Source organism: Microbulbifer variabilis ATCC 700307 (assembly GCF_000380565.1).
GTDB classification, from domain to species: domain Bacteria; phylum Pseudomonadota; class Gammaproteobacteria; order Pseudomonadales; family Cellvibrionaceae; genus Microbulbifer; species Microbulbifer variabilis.
The window spans coordinates 41,956-60,267 of the sequence record NZ_AQYJ01000020.1 but is presented as its reverse complement, the minus strand read 5'-3'; the positions used below and the strand labels follow the sequence as shown (position 1 = coordinate 60,267).

Annotated in this window: 13 protein-coding genes and 1 pseudogene; 5 read left to right on the top strand and 9 right to left on the bottom strand. The window is 49.0% G+C overall.

The window, feature by feature from the left end:
* On the bottom strand, positions 1-1,221 hold the full coding sequence (locus G367_RS0102525; RefSeq protein ID WP_026304896.1) for a multifunctional CCA addition/repair protein: 1,221 nt from the start codon (positions 1,219-1,221) through the stop codon (positions 1-3).
* 536 nt (positions 1,222-1,757) lie between these two features.
* Between G367_RS0102525 and G367_RS0102520 the strand changes: the two genes are divergently transcribed.
* On the top strand, positions 1,758-2,330 hold the full coding sequence (locus G367_RS0102520; protein ID WP_020411519.1) for a helix-turn-helix domain-containing protein: 573 nt from the start codon (positions 1,758-1,760) through the stop codon (positions 2,328-2,330).
* Positions 2,331-2,409: 79 nt separating this feature from the next.
* On the opposite strand, the gene G367_RS22930 is transcribed toward G367_RS0102520, so the two are convergent.
* The 3 genes from G367_RS22930 to G367_RS0102505 form a co-directional block, all read right to left on the bottom strand.
* Entirely contained in the window at positions 2,410-3,999 is a 1,590-nt protein-coding gene (locus G367_RS22930) for a SpoVR family protein (protein WP_020411518.1), read from the bottom strand.
* The gene (locus G367_RS0102510; protein WP_020411517.1) at positions 3,993-5,276 is read right to left on the bottom strand and encodes a YeaH/YhbH family protein; all 1,284 of its coding nucleotides are present in this window, start codon (positions 5,274-5,276) and stop codon (positions 3,993-3,995) included. The genes G367_RS22930 and G367_RS0102510 overlap by 7 nt, the downstream gene beginning before the upstream one ends.
* Positions 5,277-5,455: 179 nt before the next feature.
* Positions 5,456-7,378: a PrkA family serine protein kinase gene (locus tag G367_RS0102505; protein ID WP_026304895.1), complete on the bottom strand. Its 1,923-nt coding sequence runs from the start codon at positions 7,376-7,378 to the stop codon at positions 5,456-5,458.
* Between the two features lie 350 nt (positions 7,379-7,728).
* Here G367_RS0102505 and galE point away from each other — a divergent pair.
* Positions 7,729-8,707: pseudogene (gene galE / locus G367_RS22925) on the top strand (UDP-glucose 4-epimerase GalE).
* A gap of 130 nt (positions 8,708-8,837) precedes the next feature.
* Here the strand turns inward: galE and G367_RS0102495 are convergent.
* The 5 genes from G367_RS0102495 to G367_RS0102475 form a co-directional block, all read right to left on the bottom strand.
* Complete coding sequence (locus G367_RS0102495; RefSeq protein ID WP_020411513.1) at positions 8,838-9,650, bottom strand: symmetrical bis(5'-nucleosyl)-tetraphosphatase; 813 nt, start codon at positions 9,648-9,650, stop codon at positions 8,838-8,840.
* A gap of 11 nt (positions 9,651-9,661) precedes the next feature.
* Positions 9,662-10,480, bottom strand: a complete 819-nt coding sequence (rsmA, locus tag G367_RS22920; RefSeq protein ID WP_020411512.1) for a 16S rRNA (adenine(1518)-N(6)/adenine(1519)-N(6))-dimethyltransferase RsmA — start codon at positions 10,478-10,480, stop codon at positions 9,662-9,664.
* Positions 10,481-10,561: 81 nt separating this feature from the next.
* A complete protein-coding gene (gene pdxA / locus G367_RS0102485) occupies positions 10,562-11,539 on the bottom strand; it encodes a 4-hydroxythreonine-4-phosphate dehydrogenase PdxA (protein WP_020411511.1) in 978 nt (325 codons plus the stop codon).
* A gap of 74 nt (positions 11,540-11,613) precedes the next feature.
* Positions 11,614-12,948 (bottom strand): peptidylprolyl isomerase, encoded by a 1,335-nt coding sequence (locus G367_RS22915; protein WP_020411510.1) that lies wholly within the window; start codon positions 12,946-12,948, stop codon positions 11,614-11,616.
* Positions 12,949-12,956: 8 nt separating this feature from the next.
* Positions 12,957-15,581 (bottom strand): LPS-assembly protein LptD, encoded by a 2,625-nt coding sequence (locus G367_RS0102475; protein WP_020411509.1) that lies wholly within the window; start codon positions 15,579-15,581, stop codon positions 12,957-12,959.
* Positions 15,582-15,841: 260 nt separating this feature from the next.
* On the opposite strand from G367_RS0102475, the gene G367_RS0102470 reads away from it, so the two are divergent.
* The 3 genes from G367_RS0102470 to rpe are packed head-to-tail and all read left to right on the top strand — an operon-like array spanning position 15,842 to position 18,299.
* Positions 15,842-16,882 carry an aminoglycoside phosphotransferase family protein gene (locus tag G367_RS0102470; protein WP_020411508.1) on the top strand — a complete coding sequence of 347 codons (1,041 nt, stop codon included), beginning with the start codon at positions 15,842-15,844 and terminating at the stop codon, positions 16,880-16,882.
* A gap of 27 nt (positions 16,883-16,909) precedes the next feature.
* On the top strand, positions 16,910-17,617 hold the full coding sequence (locus G367_RS0102465) for a nucleotidyltransferase family protein (RefSeq protein ID WP_157533302.1): 708 nt from the start codon (positions 16,910-16,912) through the stop codon (positions 17,615-17,617).
* Positions 17,618-17,636: 19 nt separating this feature from the next.
* Entirely contained in the window at positions 17,637-18,299 is a 663-nt protein-coding gene (gene rpe / locus G367_RS0102460; RefSeq protein ID WP_020411506.1) for a ribulose-phosphate 3-epimerase, read from the top strand.
* Positions 18,300-18,312: the final 13 nt, after the last annotated feature.

Here is an 18,312-nt window from a genome sequence, read left to right as displayed (position 1 = left end):
TTACGCAATGTAATTATCCTTTATTTTGGCGATTGCCTTGATGCGCTCCCGGTCCAGTGCCTGCCCCAGCTTCGCACCCTGGTAGCCCTGTTTAATCAACTCCTCGGCAGTTACCGCCGATGCTGCTTCGCGAGCGGCACGTAAAAAGTCCACTTGTGGATAATCTCTATTCTCCAGCCCCTCACGACCCCGGGCATCTGCCTCGCAGGCGCGTAGAAAGTTTTCAAATCGCTCGGGACGTCGCAAGGCATCCAGACTGCGGATCATTTTCATAATGGTCTGTGGGCGCAATTCGAAGGCCCTGTGGCAATGCAGGTGGTATTCACAGACCCCGATAGCCAGTGCAGTCAGGTCTTTTGGGGTACGCCAGCGCTCACAGACGGCCTTTACCAGGGGCACGCCGGCGGATTCGTGGCCGTGGTGGCTAGGGAGAATCTCTTCGGGAGTTAACCCCTTGCCTAAGTCGTGCAGTAAGACTGCGAATCGTACTGGTAGCTCGGCAGGGGCGTTGTTAAGTGCCAGTAAAACATGCTCACCAGTATCCACTTCAGGGTGATGCTCTGGTGGTTGGGGGACACCGAACAGGTTCTCCAGCTCAGGAAGCAGGATGGACAGGGCGCCGCACTCCCTCAGTACCTGAATGAAGACATCGGGGTCGGGCTCGGTAAGGGCGCGGCTTACTTCCTTCCAGATTCGCTCCGCTACCAGATATTCAACCTCTCCAGCCTCGACCATTTGGCGCATAAGCGCCATTGTCTCCGATGCAACAGTAAATCCAAGGTGGTGGTAGCGCGCCGCAAAACGGGCTACACGCAGGATGCGCAACGGATCTTCGGCGAATGCTGTGGATACATGGCGAAGTAGCCGTGCTTCTAGATCGGCTTGCCCACCGTAAGGATCGATCAGGGCACCATCCTCTGATTCAGCGATCGCGTTGATAGTAAGGTCGCGGCGTTGCAGGTCCTCTTCAAGAGTAATACTGGCATCCGTATTTACGGAGAAGCCACCGTAGCCGCGTCCGCTCTTACGCTCTGTTCGCGCGAGTGCATACTCCTCGCCGGTCTCCGGGTGTAGAAAAACGGGGAAATCTTTTCCTACAGGATGGAATCCAAGATTCAACATCTGTTCTGGACTACCCCCAACTACCACCCAGTCGTGCTCGGTTACAGGGCGTTTAAGTAATTTGTCGCGTACTGCGCCACCAACGAGATAGGTCTTCAATAGAATCGCTCCAAGGCTGGAGAAACCGGTTTCCCGGTGAAGAGTTGCACTGCCATAAATCCATTGGTTCCGGCACTGCCCATTAAACAGGATATTGGGCAGGAATTTCAGGGAAGGTAGGAGTGAGATTTTGGCAAGATAAAAAAAAGGCCCCGAAAAAACAAGGGGGCCCAGGGTCTTAGGGTATTCGCTTAGCAAACATCTAATTGCCAAAAGTGGGGTATCTGACTTACCGGCCACCCCACTGGAGAGGATCAGGCGACACGTCAGGTGTCGCGTAATCTATGGCCATTCTATGAGACCTGTCATACCTGTCAACTATATCTTTTAGTATTTTTTGAGGGGGTTGTTTCGCTGTTCGTTAATAAATTACATGGACCGAATTTCGGGCTGGTTTTGCAGCATTAAACAGCATAATTTAAAGGGGCGGTTCTATTGGGCAGGATAATTTCGCGCCTGACTTCGGGGGATGGGGTCTGGGCGTGAGAGGCTGATCTGAGCATCAAGGACTGCAGTTGTTGGGGAGAAAAAATAATATGAGCGAACTACATGTGCTAACCACCGGCGAAGCAGCCAGGTATTGCGGCGTCAACTTCCGTACGGTGATTCGCTGGATAGAGCGCGGGCAACTCAAGGCTTACAAACTTCCAGGTCGCGGTGACCATCGTATTTGTGTGGAGGATTTCGTTGGTTTCCTACGTGATAACTCCATGCCTGTTCCAAACGATCTAGCAGTGCCCAGCCGTAAGGTACTGTTGGTAACTACAGACCCCGAACTGACCTCGTCGGGAATCCAAGCCTTAAAGAATATAGGCTGTGAGATCGAAGTTGCAGGTGATAGCTTCTCTGCTGGTATTTTGTTAGCTGATGCCAAACCCACTCTGTTAGTGATTGATGCGAGTTTGGTCGGCGATGGCGGCTTCCAGGTTCTGGATTATTTGAGAAGCCGCAGTGAGTACGCTAACCTGCGTATTCTGGTTGTGCCCTCTGACGATGATCTGGATAAGGCTCGTTGGTTGGATGCGGGGGCCGATGCCTTGTTGGCAAATCGCGAGGAGCGAGGAGAGCTGGCGGCTAAAGCGAAGTTGTTACTGGAAGCTGACGACTAAAGTATATCAAGCTGCGACTGGCTTAGTTTCCCACCCCTTCTGTGCGGGACCTGCCTATAGGCAGTCCCGTGCTGAACGCTTAAATAGGTTTCGGGATTAACATAGACTCCTCTTCTCCCTCCTGGCGGTCGCGACCTTGCTCGGGGCAGTGAAAGCTGGCCATAACCTCATCACCATTCAGGCTGTTGAGGTGTACATCAAAACCCCAGAGTCTGTGTAAGTGCTTGAGCACTTCAGTAGTTTCCTTACCCAGAGGGCGGCGCTGGTACTGGGTGTGATGTAAGGTCAATGAGCGATCGCCGCGAGTGTCTACTGAGAAAACCTGGATATTGGGCTCTCGGTTACCCAGATTGTATTGGCCTGCGAGATTCTCCCTTAGTTGTCGATAGCCGCTATCGTCATGAATTGCGCTGACAACGATTTCATTCTCCTTGTCGTTGTCGCTGATACAGAAGAGCTTCATATCGCGCATTACTTTCGGAGAGAGGAACTGCAAGATAAAACTCTCATCCTTGAAATCTCGCATGGCAAATTGCAATGTTTCCCGCCAGTTACTTCCTGCGATATCGGGGAACCAACGACGATCCTCATCAGTAGGGTTTTCACAGATTCGCCTCAGGTCACTGAAAATACTGAACCCCAGAGTGTAAGGATTTATTCCACTGTAGTGGGGGCTATCAAAGCCAGGTTGGTAAATTACGTTGGTGTGGCTTTGCAAAAATTCCATCATAAAGCCTTCGGTCACCCTACCTCGCCGATATAGCTCTGTTAGCAGAGTGTAATGCCAAAAAGTAGCCCATCCCTCATTCATTACCTGGGTCTGGCGCTGTGGATAAAAATACTGGGCTAACTTGCGGACAATACGCACCAGCTCTCGCTGCCAGTTTTCTAAAAGTGGTGCATTTTTTTCAATAAAGTAAAGGATGTTTTCCTGAGGCTCTTCTGGAAAGCGTTTTTCCTGGGTTTCCTCGGTGCCTTCTCCAAGTTTGGGGATAGTCCGCCATAGATCATTGAGTTGCCGTTGCCGGTATTCTTCGCGCTCTTGCTGCTGGCGCTCCTCTTCAATTGCAGAGATGGGATAAGGCCTCTTGTAACGATCTACGCCATAATTCATTAAGGCATGACAGGAGTCGAGTACTGCCTCTACCTCATCAAGGCCATAGCGCTCTTCACAACGGGAGATATAGTTCTTGGCAAAAATTAAGTAATCAATGATACTGCCGGCATCTGTCCAAGAGCGAAATAGGTAATTGCCTTTGAAGAAAGAATTGTGCCCGTAGGAGGCATGGGCAATAACCAATGCTTGCATCGTCATGGTGTTTTCTTCCATGAGATAAGCAATGCAGGGGTTGGAATTGATAACAATTTCGTAGGCTAACCCCATAAGGCCGCGCTGGTAATTATTTTCGACGCTGATGAATTGTTTGCCAAAAGACCAGTGGTGATACCCCACTGGCATCCCTACCGATGAATAGGCATCCATCATTTGCTCAGAGCTGATCACTTCGATCTGATTGGGGTAGGTATCCAGACCAAACTCTTCCGCTAGCTCGCTAATGGCGCAGTCATACTCCTGAATCAGTTCAAAGGTCCATTCAGAAGAAGTGGAAATAGGGCCAGAAGAATCAGATTTTTGTGAGTCGCTGCCGCTGGCAAATGTTTCTAGCATCGAGCGGTTACCTTTTGGCTAAACAACTGTCGAAAGACCGGATAGATATCCTGGACATCCACAATTTGTTCCATGGCAAAATGATTTGGGAATAGTGCGCGAACACTTTCATATTCTTCCCAGAGGGCCTGGTGATCTCGTGGGGTAATCTCTACATAAGAGTAATATTGAACATGAGGCATGATGTCATCAATCAGGATTCTATGGCAGGTACTGGAGTCGTCATTCCAGTTGTCACCATCAGAAGCCTGGGCACCATAAATATTCCATTCGCTAGCCGGATAGCGTTCGCGCATGATTCTTCGCATTAATTTTAACGCACTGGAAACTATAGTTCCGCCAGTCTCCCGTGAATAAAAAAACTCCTCTTCATCCACTTCTTTGGCACTGGTGTGATGGCGGATAAATACGACCTCGGTATATTCATAACTGCGCTGAAGAAAAAGATAAAGTAATAGGAAGAAGCGCTTTGCCATATCTTTAGTTGCTTGATTCATCGAGCCAGAAACATCCATCAAGCAGAACATGACAGCCCTAGAGCGCGGCTTGGGCTGGCGAATTAGTAGGTTGTATTTAAGGTCAAAATCATCAAGGAACGGCACACGACTGATACGCTGGCGCAACTCGATGATTTCATTTTTAATTGCCTCTATCTTTCGTTGATCACGCAAGGCGGAATCTTTCCGTTCCTCCATATCCAAGGAGTGCTCCAACTCACGTAGTACCCGCCTTTTATTACTGGTAAGAGCGATACGGCGTGCATGAGCAGCCCTAAGGGAGCGAATGACATTGAGCCGGCCGGGTGTGCCTTCATTGCTGATGCCGGCACGAACTATCTGGAAGGACTCATTACCGGCCAGTCGGCGCTTGATCATATTGGGCAGCTGTAGCCCTTCAAACATAAAATCGAGGAACTCTTCTTGAGATATCTGGAAAACAAACTCATCTACGCCCTCACCACTATCACTGGCACCACCTCCGCCACCATCACCACCTCTTTGGCTTTGGCGAGGGATTCGGTCACCAGTAGTGAACTCTTTATTACCTGGAAGTACCCGTTCAATATGCCCGCCGGCACCGTGAGAGAATAGAGGTTCGCTGATATCCCTGGTCGGGATACTAATGCGTTCGCCCTTGTCCATGTCCATGATGGAGCGGCTATTCATGGCGTCTCCGACAGCTTTCTTTATATGGGCTTTGTAGCGCCTCAAGAAACGTTGACGATTAACCGTGCTTTTCTTCTTTCCATTCAGGCGACGGTCGATGATATAGCTCATATTTCTGCCTTTGGGCGGATAAACTCACCGGTCAATTGGCCTGGAATTTGTTCAGAAATATCCTAGTGGACTCGCTTAGTTCAGGGTAACTGTCGGATATTTTGTTAAGGCCAGCTGGCTTGGTTCCCCGTGTAAGGGTGAGCTTTCCTTGGGGAAAGCCCTCCCACTGTGCTTTGAGGTCACTGCGATTTACGGACACGCAGATACCATTCAGACAATAAGCGTACTTGCTTCTCGGTATATCCGCGCTCGACCATTCGAGCAACAAAATCCGCATGCTTACGCTTGTCATCTGCAGAAGCTTTAGTATTGAAGGAAATTACTGGCAGGAGATCCTCGGTATTGGAGAACATCTTCTTCTCAATAACTGCACGTAATTTCTCATAGGATCTCCAGTCAGGATTTTTTCCCTGATTATTCGCCCTTGCGCGCAATACAAAGTTGACTATTTCGTTACGGAAATCCTTAGGGTTAGATATTCCGGCGGGTTTTTCCGTTTTCTCCAACTCCTCATTGAGCGCGCCTCGGTCGAGTATCTCGCCAGTCTCAGGGTCGCGGTATTCCTGATCCTGAATCCAGAAGTCAGCATAGGTGACATAGCGATCAAACAAGTTTTGGCCATATTCTGCGTAGGATTCCAAGTAGGCAGTTTGTATCTCTTTTCCAATAAACTCGACATATCTTGGAGCTAGGTACTCCTTGATGAATCCAAGATATGTTTCCTGGATTTCTGGAGGGAATTGCTCTTGTTCAATTTGCTGCTCCAATACATAGAGTAAGTGAACAGGGTTGGCTGCAACTTCCGTTGCATCAAAGTTGAAGACCTTGGAGAGAATTTTGAACGCAAAGCGTGTAGATAGGCCATTCATCCCCTCATCAACGCCAGCGTTGTCCCGATATTCCTGAATAGTCTTTGCCTTAGGGTCGGTGTCCTTTAGGTTTTCTCCATCATAAATCCGCATTTTGGAGTAAAGACTAGAGTTCTCAGGATTTTTGATTCGGGACAGCACGGAAAATTGTGCCAGCATTCTCAGAGTATCCGGCGCACAAGGCGCTTTAGAGAGAGAGCTGTTTTCCAATAGTTTTTGGTAAATTTTGATTTCTTCCTGGACTCTCACACAGTAGGGCACTTTGACAATATAAATTCGATCTAGAAAAGCTTCATTATTGCGGTTATTTCGAAATGATTGCCATTCGGACTCATTGGAATGTGCCAGGATTGTGCCATTGAAAGGTATAGAGCCGAGTCCCTCGGTGCTGTTGTAATTGCCCTCCTGGGTGGCGGTTAGCAAGGGGTGAAGCACCTTGATTGGCGCCTTGAACATTTCAACAAATTCCATCAATCCCTGGTTGGCGCGACAGAGGCTGCCTGAGAAGCTATAAGCATCGGGATCATTTTGTGGAAAATCTTCGAGCTTGCGAATATCTATTTTGCCAACCAGAGAGGATATGTCTTGGTTGTTTTCGTCTCCGGGCTCTGTTTTGGATATTGCGACTTGATCCAGGATAGAAGGTCGAATTTTTACTACCCGAAATTTACTGATATCTCCCTTGAACTCATGCAACCGTTTAACAGCCCATGGGGACATAATGGTATTGACATATCGCCTGGCGATACCATAGTCCTCTTCCAGGATTCGACCATCTTCGCTAGGTGAGAATAAACTCAAAGGTGATTCAAATACAGGTGATCCCTTGATTGCGTAAATTGGCACCTGTTCCATTAGGGCCTTTAAGCGTTCAGCTAGTGACGATTTACCTCCTCCTACAGGTCCAAGCAAATAAAGAATTTGTTTTTTCTCTTCCAGGCCTTGGGCTGCATGTCGAAAGAAAGAAACAATCTGCTCTATGGCTTCTTCCATACCATAAAACTCGCTGAATGCTTTGTATCGCTTGATGACTTTATTACAGAAAATTCGAGATAAGCGTGGGTCGCGAGAGGTATCTATTAATTCTGCCTCACCAATTGCCATTAACATTCGCTCTGCAGGAGATGCATAGGCGCTGCGATCAGTTTTACATAACTCCAGATACTCCTGGATGCTGAGTTCCTCATCTTGGATTGACTCATACCTTTCCAGGTAGTGGTTGAAAATTGTCACGGTATTTACCTCCCTGTAGCCTAGTGGGCAGAGCTCAGCGTCCTGCTTATCAATTAGAGTCAGTGCACTGGTTGTTTCTAAGGTTGCACCGCTTGTACACATATGGTGATCAATATGTGAAGCGGCATAGCAATCGCCTTGTCTGAGATAAGCTCGGCAAAAGCGCAATTGATTGTTGCCGTTACTATCCTTGTTCTTCCCTGGGGTATACGGAACTGACCCCAGCTATTCCAGCATAGCTTTCAGTCTCATCACGGCACGGTATTGTTATCTAGATGGGTTGAATATAACGGCAGTTTTAAGTTTTATTCGTACTCTTTTAGAAGTGGGTAAAGCTCGAAGGAAGTAAAATGGCGATTCTAGTGACTGGTGGTGCCGGCTACATTGGCAGTCACACATGCATAGAGTTACTTGGTACTGGCTTTTGGCCAGTTGTTGTGGATAACCTATCGAATAGCGGCCGGGAAGTGCTAAATCGTGTCGAGATGATTTCTGGGCAAAAGGTGCTATTTGATGACTTTGATATTGGCGATCAAGAGGGGCTTCGGAAAGTCTTTTCAGAATGTGAGATTGAAGCTGTAATTCATTTTGCTGGTATGAAGGTAGTAGGAGGTTCTGTCGAGCAGCTGCTACGTTATTGTCAGAATAATGTAGCAGGTACCCAGGCTCTTATAGACGTGATGGAGGAATTTGACGTATTTCGAATGATCTTCAGTTCTTCTACAACTGTCTACGAGGAACCTGACACGGTGCCGATTAAAGAAGATTTTAAAATTGGAGCTACTAATCCCTATGGTGCCAGCAAGCTCGTCAAGGAGGGCATACTGCGAAATATCTGTGTCGTTCCTGGGAGCTACTGGAAAGTAAGTTTGTTACGCTACTTTAACCCTATTGGTGCACATAAAAGTGAAAGAATAGGTGAGGATCCTCGAGGAATCCCCAATAATCTTTTGCCGTATGTATCTCAAGTTGCTGTTGGTCGCGGTCCTTACCTACTGGTTTTTGGTGATGATTATGAAACTGTAGATGGGACAGGTGTTCGGGATTATATACTGATCTAGCTCTGGGACATTTAGCAGCCCTAGAACTACTTAGAAAGCCCACAACAGACCAGGGTTGCTTTATCCATAACTTGGATACTGGCCAGGGAAGTTTTGTGTTGGAAGTCGTAAAGGCATTTGAAAAACCAGTGGTAGAGAAATTCCTTATGAAATTGTACCGCGTAGACCTGGGGATATTGTGGAATGCTATGCGGATACTGAGCTGGCTGAAAAAGAGCTAGGCTGGAAAGCGGAATATGACCTGATACAAATGGTTGAAGATGCATAGCGTTGGCAATCACAAAACCCGGGGGGATATAGCTCGTAATATCGACTCCCTGTAGAAAACCCTAACTGCTTGGTCTAACTTAACAGTTGAGGTTTGCTAATTTGCAGTAAAGTCGTAAGTATTTAATTTTTTATAGGCTGCAATCTAGGCAGAAGAACTCCTCATCATCCAACCGCATTGCCGTAAGGTAACCACCCCAAACGCATCCCGTATCTAGTGCATAGATATTTTTAGTATCGGCACGCCCCTCCAGAGCTGCCCAGTGGCCAAAGATAATTTTTTCATTCTTACTTTTTCTGTTCGGAAAGCTAAACCAGGGCTTGTAATCGGCATGCGCGGCTTGAGGTCCTCGTTTGGTCACTAAATCTAAGGTGCCATCTGCTTTACAAAAACGCATTCGTGTAAAGTAGTTGGTTATGGAACGTAACCTTTCGATACCGATAAGATGGTCATTCCAGCAATGTGGTTCATTACCATACATCCCATAAAAATAAGCTTTTGCCATAGCTTCATCAGACAGGGCATGCTCAACTTCGCGAGCAAGCGCCGCTGCCTTGGTTACACTCCAAATGGGAGGAATCCCTGCATGAACCATGGTGTACCCCTTTTTGTGTACTAGAAGGGGAAGACCTTGAAGCCAGTTTAGTAGCTGGTCTGAGCCTTTGGCTTTCAGGATTTTAGCTAAGTCATGCTCTTTTTCAGAAAGGTGTTTGGCTCCATGGGCCAGAGCTAAAAGGTGTAAGTCGTGGTTGCCTAGAACGGCGGTTACCTGATGACGGTACTCATACAAAAAGCGCAAAGTGCCAAGACTGTCGTCCCCACGATGAACAAGATCTCCAGCAAGCCACAATTTGTCACGATCAAAGCGGAAGCGGATTTTCTTTAGTAGCCGTTGTAATGGCTCAAAGCAACCCTGAATATCTCCAATGGCGTAAGTAGCCAAATTTTCGCCCCCTAAATTGGCTTGTTATTTTTTTGTTTTTCAAGCTGTGTACAGAAATTTGCTAATCGGACAAATTCTTCAACACCGAGGGTTTCAGGGCGACGGCTGGCATCTACCGGGAACGAGTTTACATCCAGTTCTGGAAATAGCGGTTTTAAAGCATTGCGCAGTGTCTTGCGACGTTGCTGAAAAGCTACATTGACAATTCGCTCCAGCAGCTTCTCATCCTCGGCAATGAACGGAAGTTTTTCATGAGGAGTAAGGCGTACGATTGCAGATTCTACTTTAGGTGCTGGTTGGAATGATTGGGGGGGCACTGGAAAAAGTCCCTGAACACGGCAGTGATATTGCACCATGACACTCAGACGGCCAAAGGATTTGTTACCCGGAGTGGCGCTGAGGCGGTCGACGACTTCCTTTTGCAGCATAAAGTGCATATCCCGCACTTTACCTTTGAAGCTGAGTAAGTGGAAAAGTAATGGCGTAGAAATGTTATAGGGCAAATTGCCAACTATGCGTAAAGGTGAATCTGCTGCAAATTCTCCAAAGTCAAATTTGAGGGCATCCTGCTCAATAATTTTAAACTGGAGATAATTCCTAAACTTAAACTGCAGCAAGGGTATTAAGTCCCGGTCTAGTTCAACTGCAGTTAGGGAAGGGCATCGTTGGAGGAGAAGCTCTGTAATCGCACCTTGCCCGGGACCAATTTCTACGAGTTTGTCGGATTCTTTTGGGGCTACGGCGCGTACAATACGTTCAATGATATTTTCATCGACTAAAAAATTTTGGCCAAAACGTTTACGGGCTTTGTGCTGGAAAAAACTGTCCATTAAATAATCTATACTTGAAGCTTTTTTGGGTTGATATATACGACAAAAGGGAGAGCCACTTTGCAAATACTGCGAGGTAGCTCACCGAGTAGCCAATTCAATAGCTTGCGCCAAAGCTGCCTCCAAACTACCACTGTCGGCATCGCCAGTACCAGCAAGATTCAGCGCGGTACCGTGGTCTACTGATGTACGGATAAAAGGCAGCCCAAGGGTAATATTTACAGCTTTACCGAACCCCTTGAATTTTAACACCGGCAGCCCCTGATCGTGATACATGGCCAATACTGCGTCACAGTGAGTTAATTGCGGGGGTGTAAAGAGTGTATCGGCAGGTAAGGGGCCAAGGAGCTGGATGCCCTCTGCTCGCAAGCTATTCAGAGCTGGTTCTATCACCTCTATTTCTTCCATACCGAGGTGACCGCCTTCCCCTGCATGCGGGTTTAAGCCGCATACCCCGATGCGAGGAGATTCGATCCGGAACTCATTGGTCAGGCTTTTGTGTAGAATTTGAATGACCTGTGTGAGGCGCTCTCCTGTGATAGCTTTACTGACATCTTTTAGAGGGAGATGTGTAGTCACCAATGCCACGCGCAGATTTTCAGCTGCTAGCATCATTACGACTTGCTCAATACCCGCTTGCTCAGCAAAAAATTCGGTATGCCCACTAAATGGGATGCCTGCATCGTTGATCACTCCTTTGTGTACGGGGCCGGTTACTAAGGCATTAAATTGTCCTCTCAAGCATCCTTTAGCTGCAGCCTCCAGAGTGCTCAAAACATAGGGAGCATTGGTAGTACTCAATTGACCTGGCTTGGCACTGCTGGCCATTTGGATTTCTTGAATATATAGGCAGCCGGGTGGAGTAGCCGATGCTGCTGAATCAGGAGAGAAGGGTAGTAATGTCAGTGGGAGACTGAGAATGCTAGCGGCCTGGTATAGTAGTTCTGGATCTGCAATAGCTATTATTTGTGAGCTGCTGCCCTGCTGTGCCACTTTAACTGCTAATTCTGGGCCTATACCTGCGGGTTCCCCTGGGGTTAGTGCAATTTTGGTGGTCATTTGGTGGGCCAATTCCTTGATCAATAAAAAACCGGGCGCTTAGGCCCGGTTTTGGGATTCTAAAAGGATGAGTGCTACTGTTGCTCTTTTTCGGTCGAGTCTTTGTTTCCATCCTGCAGCTTAATTTCAACATAAGCCTGATCGCGAATTTCACGGCGCCAATTTTGAAGTTCTTCTTCGTAGCGACGGTTACGTAACAAGTTGGCAGCTTGATTGCGGATATATTGATCAGTCATATCTTGCTTGCGCCGGTCCTCAACTTTCAGGATATGCCAGCCAAATTGGCTGCGAAACGGCAGACTGATTTCGCCAATATTAGTGGTGTCCATTGCCTGGGTAAATTCTGGTACAAATTGGCCAGGCATAGACCAGCCTAGATCCCCTCCGGCGAGCATTGAGCCTATATCTTCAGAGTTTTCCCGGGCTAATTTATCAAAATTATCATTGGCCATGGCTTCCTCGCGCATGGCGATCAGTTTGTTATAGGCCTCGTCATCGGTGAGGATGGCGGATGGCTTCAACAGAATATGACGAACTTTAGTCTGTTCCACCAGCTGTTCGTTAGCACCTTTCTGGGCGTGAATCTTGAGTAAATGGAAGCCGGCATCACTGCGGAAAGGCTCTGTTACATCTCCCACTTTCAGGCCGTTGAGCGCATCTGCAAAGAGGGTCGGCAGTTCCACTGTCTTACGCCAGCCTAGATCACCACCGGCTAGAGCATTTTGCCCAGCGGAGTTGGCTATAGCCAAGCGACGGAAATCAGTACCCTCACGTGCTTGTTCAGCTAGCTCTTCTGCCTTTTCGCGAGCTTGGGTCACCTCACTGGATGGTGCGCTGGAGCTTATGGGAATCAGGATATGACCGAGCTCAAATTGCGGTGACTTCCAGAACTCTCCTTCTTTGGAGCGAAGGAAGTTGTCGATATCCTGATCTGTGATTTGGATTCTGCGGTTAACACTGCCTTGTTCTACGCGGCGAATCATCAACTCTTGGCGGACTTGCTGGCGAAAGCTCTTTATGGTCATACCATCTGCACGAAGGCGCTGGCGGAATTCTTCCGGGCTGACACTGGCATTCTGTTGAACTCGTGCGATGGCTTGATCAAGCTCAGACTCAGAGATAGTAACGCCTGCGCGCGAAGCCATTTGCAGCTGTAGTCTTTCGACAATCAGCTGCTCAAGTACTTGGCGGCGTAAAACTTCAATAGGGGGCGCCTGGACCTGCTGTGCTTGGATCTGGCTGGCAATAGTATTCAAACGCTGGGCCAGCTCACTGGCCATCACGACATCTTCATCGACAACGGCGACTACTCGGTCCAGGGTTTGCACTTGTGCTGTAACAGTACCGGCGATCAGTGCGCAGGCAGCCAGAACGGATGACAGACTCAATTTAGTCACAAATTTCTGCATTATTCTCATCACGGTTTCAGCTTTTCTCTCTGATCAAAGTTTGCAATGCCCTTGTAAAGCATCTGAGTTACAGTTGATCCGAACCCTGCCAGACCTTTTAGTTGCACCTCTAGGAAGATACCTTCCTCGTACTCCAAGTCCTCAGCGGCTACGACCCCGGCCAGGTCATTGTCCAGGGTGCGGCTCCATACCAGGCGCGCACGATAGCAGCAATCATCGTATTCGATGCCAGCTAAGTATTGCAGTTCCCGGTCCAGGGTTAAATCGTAGGCGGCGCTAGCCATTATAGAGGTATGGGTGCTGATAGGCAGGACTGCAGAGCTGTTGAGCTGCCGGGTAGAGGAGTCGTCATCATTGTCCACTTCGTTTGGAAATAGCAGTGCGTCATTCCGCTCATAGTAATAGCTGAGGTTGAAGATTCTGGCGTCATCGTCAAAGTATCGCAGGCTGAAATTGCCCCGGTTGATATTGTGCTCCGTGTCGTCGTAAACAAACTCACTGCCGATACGCAGGGACTGAATCGGTCGACTTTCTAGTCGGGCAGCGAGTTCAGAGCGGGGGGTCTCCTCAATTAACTCCGTTAACCCAATTTGTGAGTCACTGGAATAATAGGCCTGGCCAATGCTGGCGGAGAACAGGTCACGCCCGCTGATCGGATCAATAAAGCGGGTAGTGAGACCTAGAGCGACTCGACTTGCATCATCTATACGGTCACTGCCCGCAAAACGGCTGTCGCGGAATAGCTGATCGTAGCTGAAGGTAAATAGCGAAGTATCGTAAAGCAGATTATTACTACGGGGATCAATAACAAGTATGTTATTAGGGTCGTAAGGGTAATTAACTTCCTTCCTGCTGATATCAAAAAAGTCATCCTGGTTGGCATTACTACTGATCAGTGTAAACAGCCGGGGTTCCAGGGTGTGAATAAAGTCCCTGTTGAAAATAAAACTATCCCGTTCAAAATACAGGCCCGTATCCAGGGTGAACTGGGCAGCGGCGGCATCGGGTGTGTCGTTGGCATCTTCGGGCAGGAACAGATCGCTCACCTGGTAGCCCAGGTAACGGCCGGCGATACCGGGTTTGAAATAGCCCCATAGCCATTCTTTATCCCAGGCGAGTTCGTAGTCGAGGCGCAATCTATCCGCAGTAATAAAATCCGTGGTTTTAGTTACCACGCTAGTAGGATCGTCAGTGTCCCCAATAGATGTGATTGTCTGGGTATCCTTGTGCCTCCAGGCTATGGCCTCGTTATGCATAGAGAGTCGCCAGTCCTCCCAGCGGTAATCACCGTTCACATCCAGGCGCGGCAGCTGAGCGAAGGTGTCGGGGAGGTCATTTTCCAGGACCTGGTAGTCCTGGGCACGTAAAGTGACTCGCCAGTTTTCTGTGCTTAAACTGCCTTGCGCTGCTTGGTTGACCTGGGTTTCCGCATTAATCCCCAGATTGGCAGTACTTAAATCCCGAAAATAGTCTGGATCACTGACTTTTGTAAAGTCGATATCGGTGCGCCAGATACTGCCACTGTAGCCGCCTTCCTGGTCAAGATTCACCAGCCAACGGTCCCTGCCTTTGTTGGGTAGCACCAGATCCTCGGGGAAGCCGCGGTCGATAAGTTTGCGGGACAGATCATCGTTGCCGCCTTTGTCATTTGGCAGATCAGCTACGCGGAGTCTGGTATTAAAGATAGGGCTCAAATGGCGAAATTCCACTTCCAGACCTTTGCCCCGGTATTGGATATAACGCGGGGTAAGGGTTGCATCCATCTGCGGCGCTATATTCCAATAGTAGGGAATAGCGAGGTCCCAGCCGTTCTTATCACTGTTGCTCAAAGAGGGAAAGAGGAAGCCCGACATCCGGGCATCTCCCACTGGAAAGCGGAAATAGGGAGCGTAGAACACCGGAACGTCCATGATTTCCAGGCGGACATTTCGAGCTGTACCCTGGCTTTCTACTTCATCAATATTGATTTCACTGCCAATCAGTCGCCAAAACTCCTTTCCCGGTTCACAGCGGGTATAAGTGCCGTCTGTTAGGGTGAGTTCACCACTGGTTTGGCGGGCTGCGTAGGCCGCGTCGCCATGGATGTATTCATCGTGAATAACGTAAGAGACATCATCAATCGATGCTGCCTCACTGTCTGTGTGTACCTCAGCCGAAGCCCCACGGATCAATAAATTCGGCTCACGCAGCTCTACGGCTCCGCTTAGGTAGGCGGTATGGTTTTGCTGATTGAGGTCAACCTGGTCGGCAAATAATTGGCGATATCCTTGGGTGATATGCACATTACCGCTTAATTCTGCGGTGCCATCATCAAGTACCTGTGATCTTTCGGCGGTGGCACGCAGAGGGGCATTCTCGGGAGGAAGATCTGCATCAGGATAGTTTCTCGGAGGGGGAATAAAGGCCCCTGAACATATAGCCGGTATCCTGCCCCTCTCTTCGGGGGTAAGCTCTGAGCGGGGTAGCCAGTCGAGGTACAAATAAGGGTTGTAGTTTGGGTCTTCGTAAGCATTACCCTGGTTGGCGTGTGCCCACAGGGGGGTTGCGGCAATTAAGCCGATTGCGAAAGTACGGGTGTGTGAATAATTAGCAATCGCGAGTGCTAGGCGACGCCACCGGGGGACTTCATGCATCAATCGATAGGTTCCGGCTATTCTTAAATGTTTCTTTATCGGTAGATGCGTGCGACAGCTATCGAGCCGGGGCGCGCAAAAATCTTCGCTCGATTCTACTTGAATGTAGAAATAGTTAATAGCCACAGCGCTGGTACGAGTGTAAGAGGAATTGCGCAGACGCTGCTGGACGCGACACTGCGTGGGGTTACAATGCGATCTTATACCTGGGGAATCAGCCCGGTTATTACAAGCCACAGGTGAAGAATTGAAGGTGTGTTGTGACTGATGACTCGCGATTTGAGGAGCTTTGCCGCTGGGTGGGGCAGGTTTTGGAAATGCACTCCTCCGCGGAGCTGTTCAAATTTGCCGGCGATGCGGGATTTCGACGCTATTTTCGCACAGGCACCAAGCCGAGTTTGATTGCAGTTGACTCCCCACCGGAGCACACCAAGCCAAGTCACTTTGTGGCCATTGCTGATTATCTGCGCCGCAACGGTATCCATACGCCGATGGTGGTCTCGGCAGATACGACCAATGGCTATCTTCTCTTGGAGGATCTTGGCGATACCCAGTTATTTGGTGTACTTAATAACGATAGTGTCGAGGGCCTCTATGCCGAGGTGATGAGTGAGTTGTTGTGTCTGCAACAGATACCCAGAGACGAAACACTTTTTCCCAATTATGACGCAGAGTTGTTTCTGACAGAGATGCGTATTATGCCTGAGTGGTTGGCGGGTAAGCTGCTAGGTCATCAGCTTTCAGCAAAGGAGATGGAGCTGATTGAAGATACCTTCCAATTGCTATTGGATAATGCAGCCAACCAGCCACATACCCTGGTTCATCGTGATTACCACAGCCGGAATCTGATGATACGGGAAGGAGAGAGGCCGGGGATTCTGGATTTCCAGGATGCGGTTTGGGGCCCTATCACTTACGATCTGGTTTCGCTGTTACGGGATTGCTATATACGCTGGCCCCGGGAACGGGTTGAACGCTGGGTATTCGCTTACGCAGCTACTGCAGAAGCTGCCGGAGTGATGGAACCTGTGGACCCTGAAAGGTTCTTACGATGGTTCGACTGGATGGGGCTGCAGCGTCATATTAAAGTACTTGGCCTGTTCCCACGCTTGTCGCTTCGCGATGGCAAACAGGGGTATCTGAGTAATCTCTCCCTGGTTATTCGTTATGTAATGGAAACAGCTGGTCGCTATTCTGAACTGAAGCCCTTTGGCGATTGGTTTGCCGACCAGTTATTGCCATTGATCGAACAGCAGCCCTGGTATAGTGACTACCGCAGTGCTGGGGACTCGCTCAGGTAAGCTGTAAAAATTGTATAGATTAATTTGATGACCCACCCAAAAGAGACCTCTCCAACTACCGCCATGGTCCTGGCTGCAGGCTTCGGTCGCCGTATGCGCCCGCTGACTGACCAGACGCCAAAGCCCTTACTACCTGTAGCAGGAAAACCGCTGATTGAGCACGCCCTGGAGCGCCTTCAAAGTATTGGTATCCAGCGGGTGGTTATTAATCTTGGTTATCTTGGCCATAAGATTAGGAGTTGCCTTGGTAGTGGTGAACGTTGGGGAATGGATATCCAGTATTCGGTAGAGCATGAAGAGAGGCCGCTCGAAACTGCCGGCGGTATTATCAATGCTATGTCACTCTTGGGTGAGGCCCCTTTCCTGGTGGTCAATGGGGATGTCTGGTGTGACTTCGATCTTTCCCAATGGATAACCCACCCTTTACCCAAGAGTTGCCCCGGGCGGTTATTGATGGTGCCCAACCCCCCCCATAATCCTGAAGGTGACTTTGGGATTGAGGATGGGTTGCTATCAGGAACTGCCAAGCCCCGCTATACCTTTGCCGGAATTAGCTGGTTGCGCCCGGAAATACTTACTCACTATCCAAAGATGCGTGAGTGTTTTGGCCTCGGGGAGGTGTTCACTTTTAACGAAGACAAATTACAGGCGGAATTATATCAGGGGGACTGGTGCGATGTGGGGACTCCTGAGCGCCTGGATCGATTGCACCGCCGCTTAACCGCGGAAAACTGATTTACTTAAGGATATTGAGATGTCTGATTACAAAATTGCTCCATCCATTCTCTCCGCCGATTTCGCGCGATTGGGAGAAGAGGTGGACAATGTGTTGGCGGCCGGTGCCGACTGGGTGCACTTCGATGTGATGGACAATCATTATGTGCCCAATCTGACCATAGGTCCGATGGTATGCCAAGCACTGCGTAAGCACGGTGTCCAGGCGCCTATTGATGTACATCTTATGGTTGAGCCCGTGGACGATATGATTCGCATGTTTGCGGATACGGGCGCAACCTATATCACATTTCACCCCGAGGCCTCCCGCCACCCAGACCGCTCTCTGCAGTTAATTCGCAGTTTGGGATGTAAGGCGGGCTTGGTATTTAACCCGGCTACCAGCCTTGATGCCGCCAAATATGTGATGGATAAGCTGGATATGATCCTTTTGATGTCAGTTAATCCGGGCTTTGGTGGCCAGAAATTTATTCCGGCCACCCTGGAAAAGCTGCGTGAGGCACGACAACTGATCGATGCTAGTGGCTATGATATACGCCTGGAAATCGATGGCGGAGTTAACCGGGATAATATTGCAGAAATTGCCGCCGCAGGTGCAGATACTTTCGTAGCGGGCTCTGCCATTTTCAATACATCGGACTACGCTGAGGTGATCGGCGCTATGCGCAAGAGCCTGCCTTGATAAAAACCTGGCG

Coding starts and splice junctions, on each gene's coding strand:
- G367_RS0102520 (WP_020411519.1), top strand. CDS start 1,758: ATGAGCGAACTACATGTGCTAACCACCGGCGAAGCAGCCAGGTATTGC.
- G367_RS22930 (WP_020411518.1), bottom strand. CDS start 3,999: ATGCTAGAAACATTTGCCAGCGGCAGCGACTCACAAAAATCTGATTCT.
- G367_RS0102510 (WP_020411517.1), bottom strand. CDS start 5,276: ATGAGCTATATCATCGACCGTCGCCTGAATGGAAAGAAGAAAAGCACG.
- rsmA (WP_020411512.1), bottom strand. CDS start 10,480: ATGGACAGTTTTTTCCAGCACAAAGCCCGTAAACGTTTTGGCCAAAAT.
- pdxA (WP_020411511.1), bottom strand. CDS start 11,539: ATGACCACCAAAATTGCACTAACCCCAGGGGAACCCGCAGGTATAGGC.
- G367_RS22915 (WP_020411510.1), bottom strand. CDS start 12,948: ATGCAGAAATTTGTGACTAAATTGAGTCTGTCATCCGTTCTGGCTGCC.
- G367_RS0102475 (WP_020411509.1), bottom strand. CDS start 15,581: ATGCATGAAGTCCCCCGGTGGCGTCGCCTAGCACTCGCGATTGCTAAT.
- G367_RS0102465 (WP_157533302.1), top strand. CDS start 16,910: ATGACCCACCCAAAAGAGACCTCTCCAACTACCGCCATGGTCCTGGCT.
- rpe (WP_020411506.1), top strand. CDS start 17,637: ATGTCTGATTACAAAATTGCTCCATCCATTCTCTCCGCCGATTTCGCG.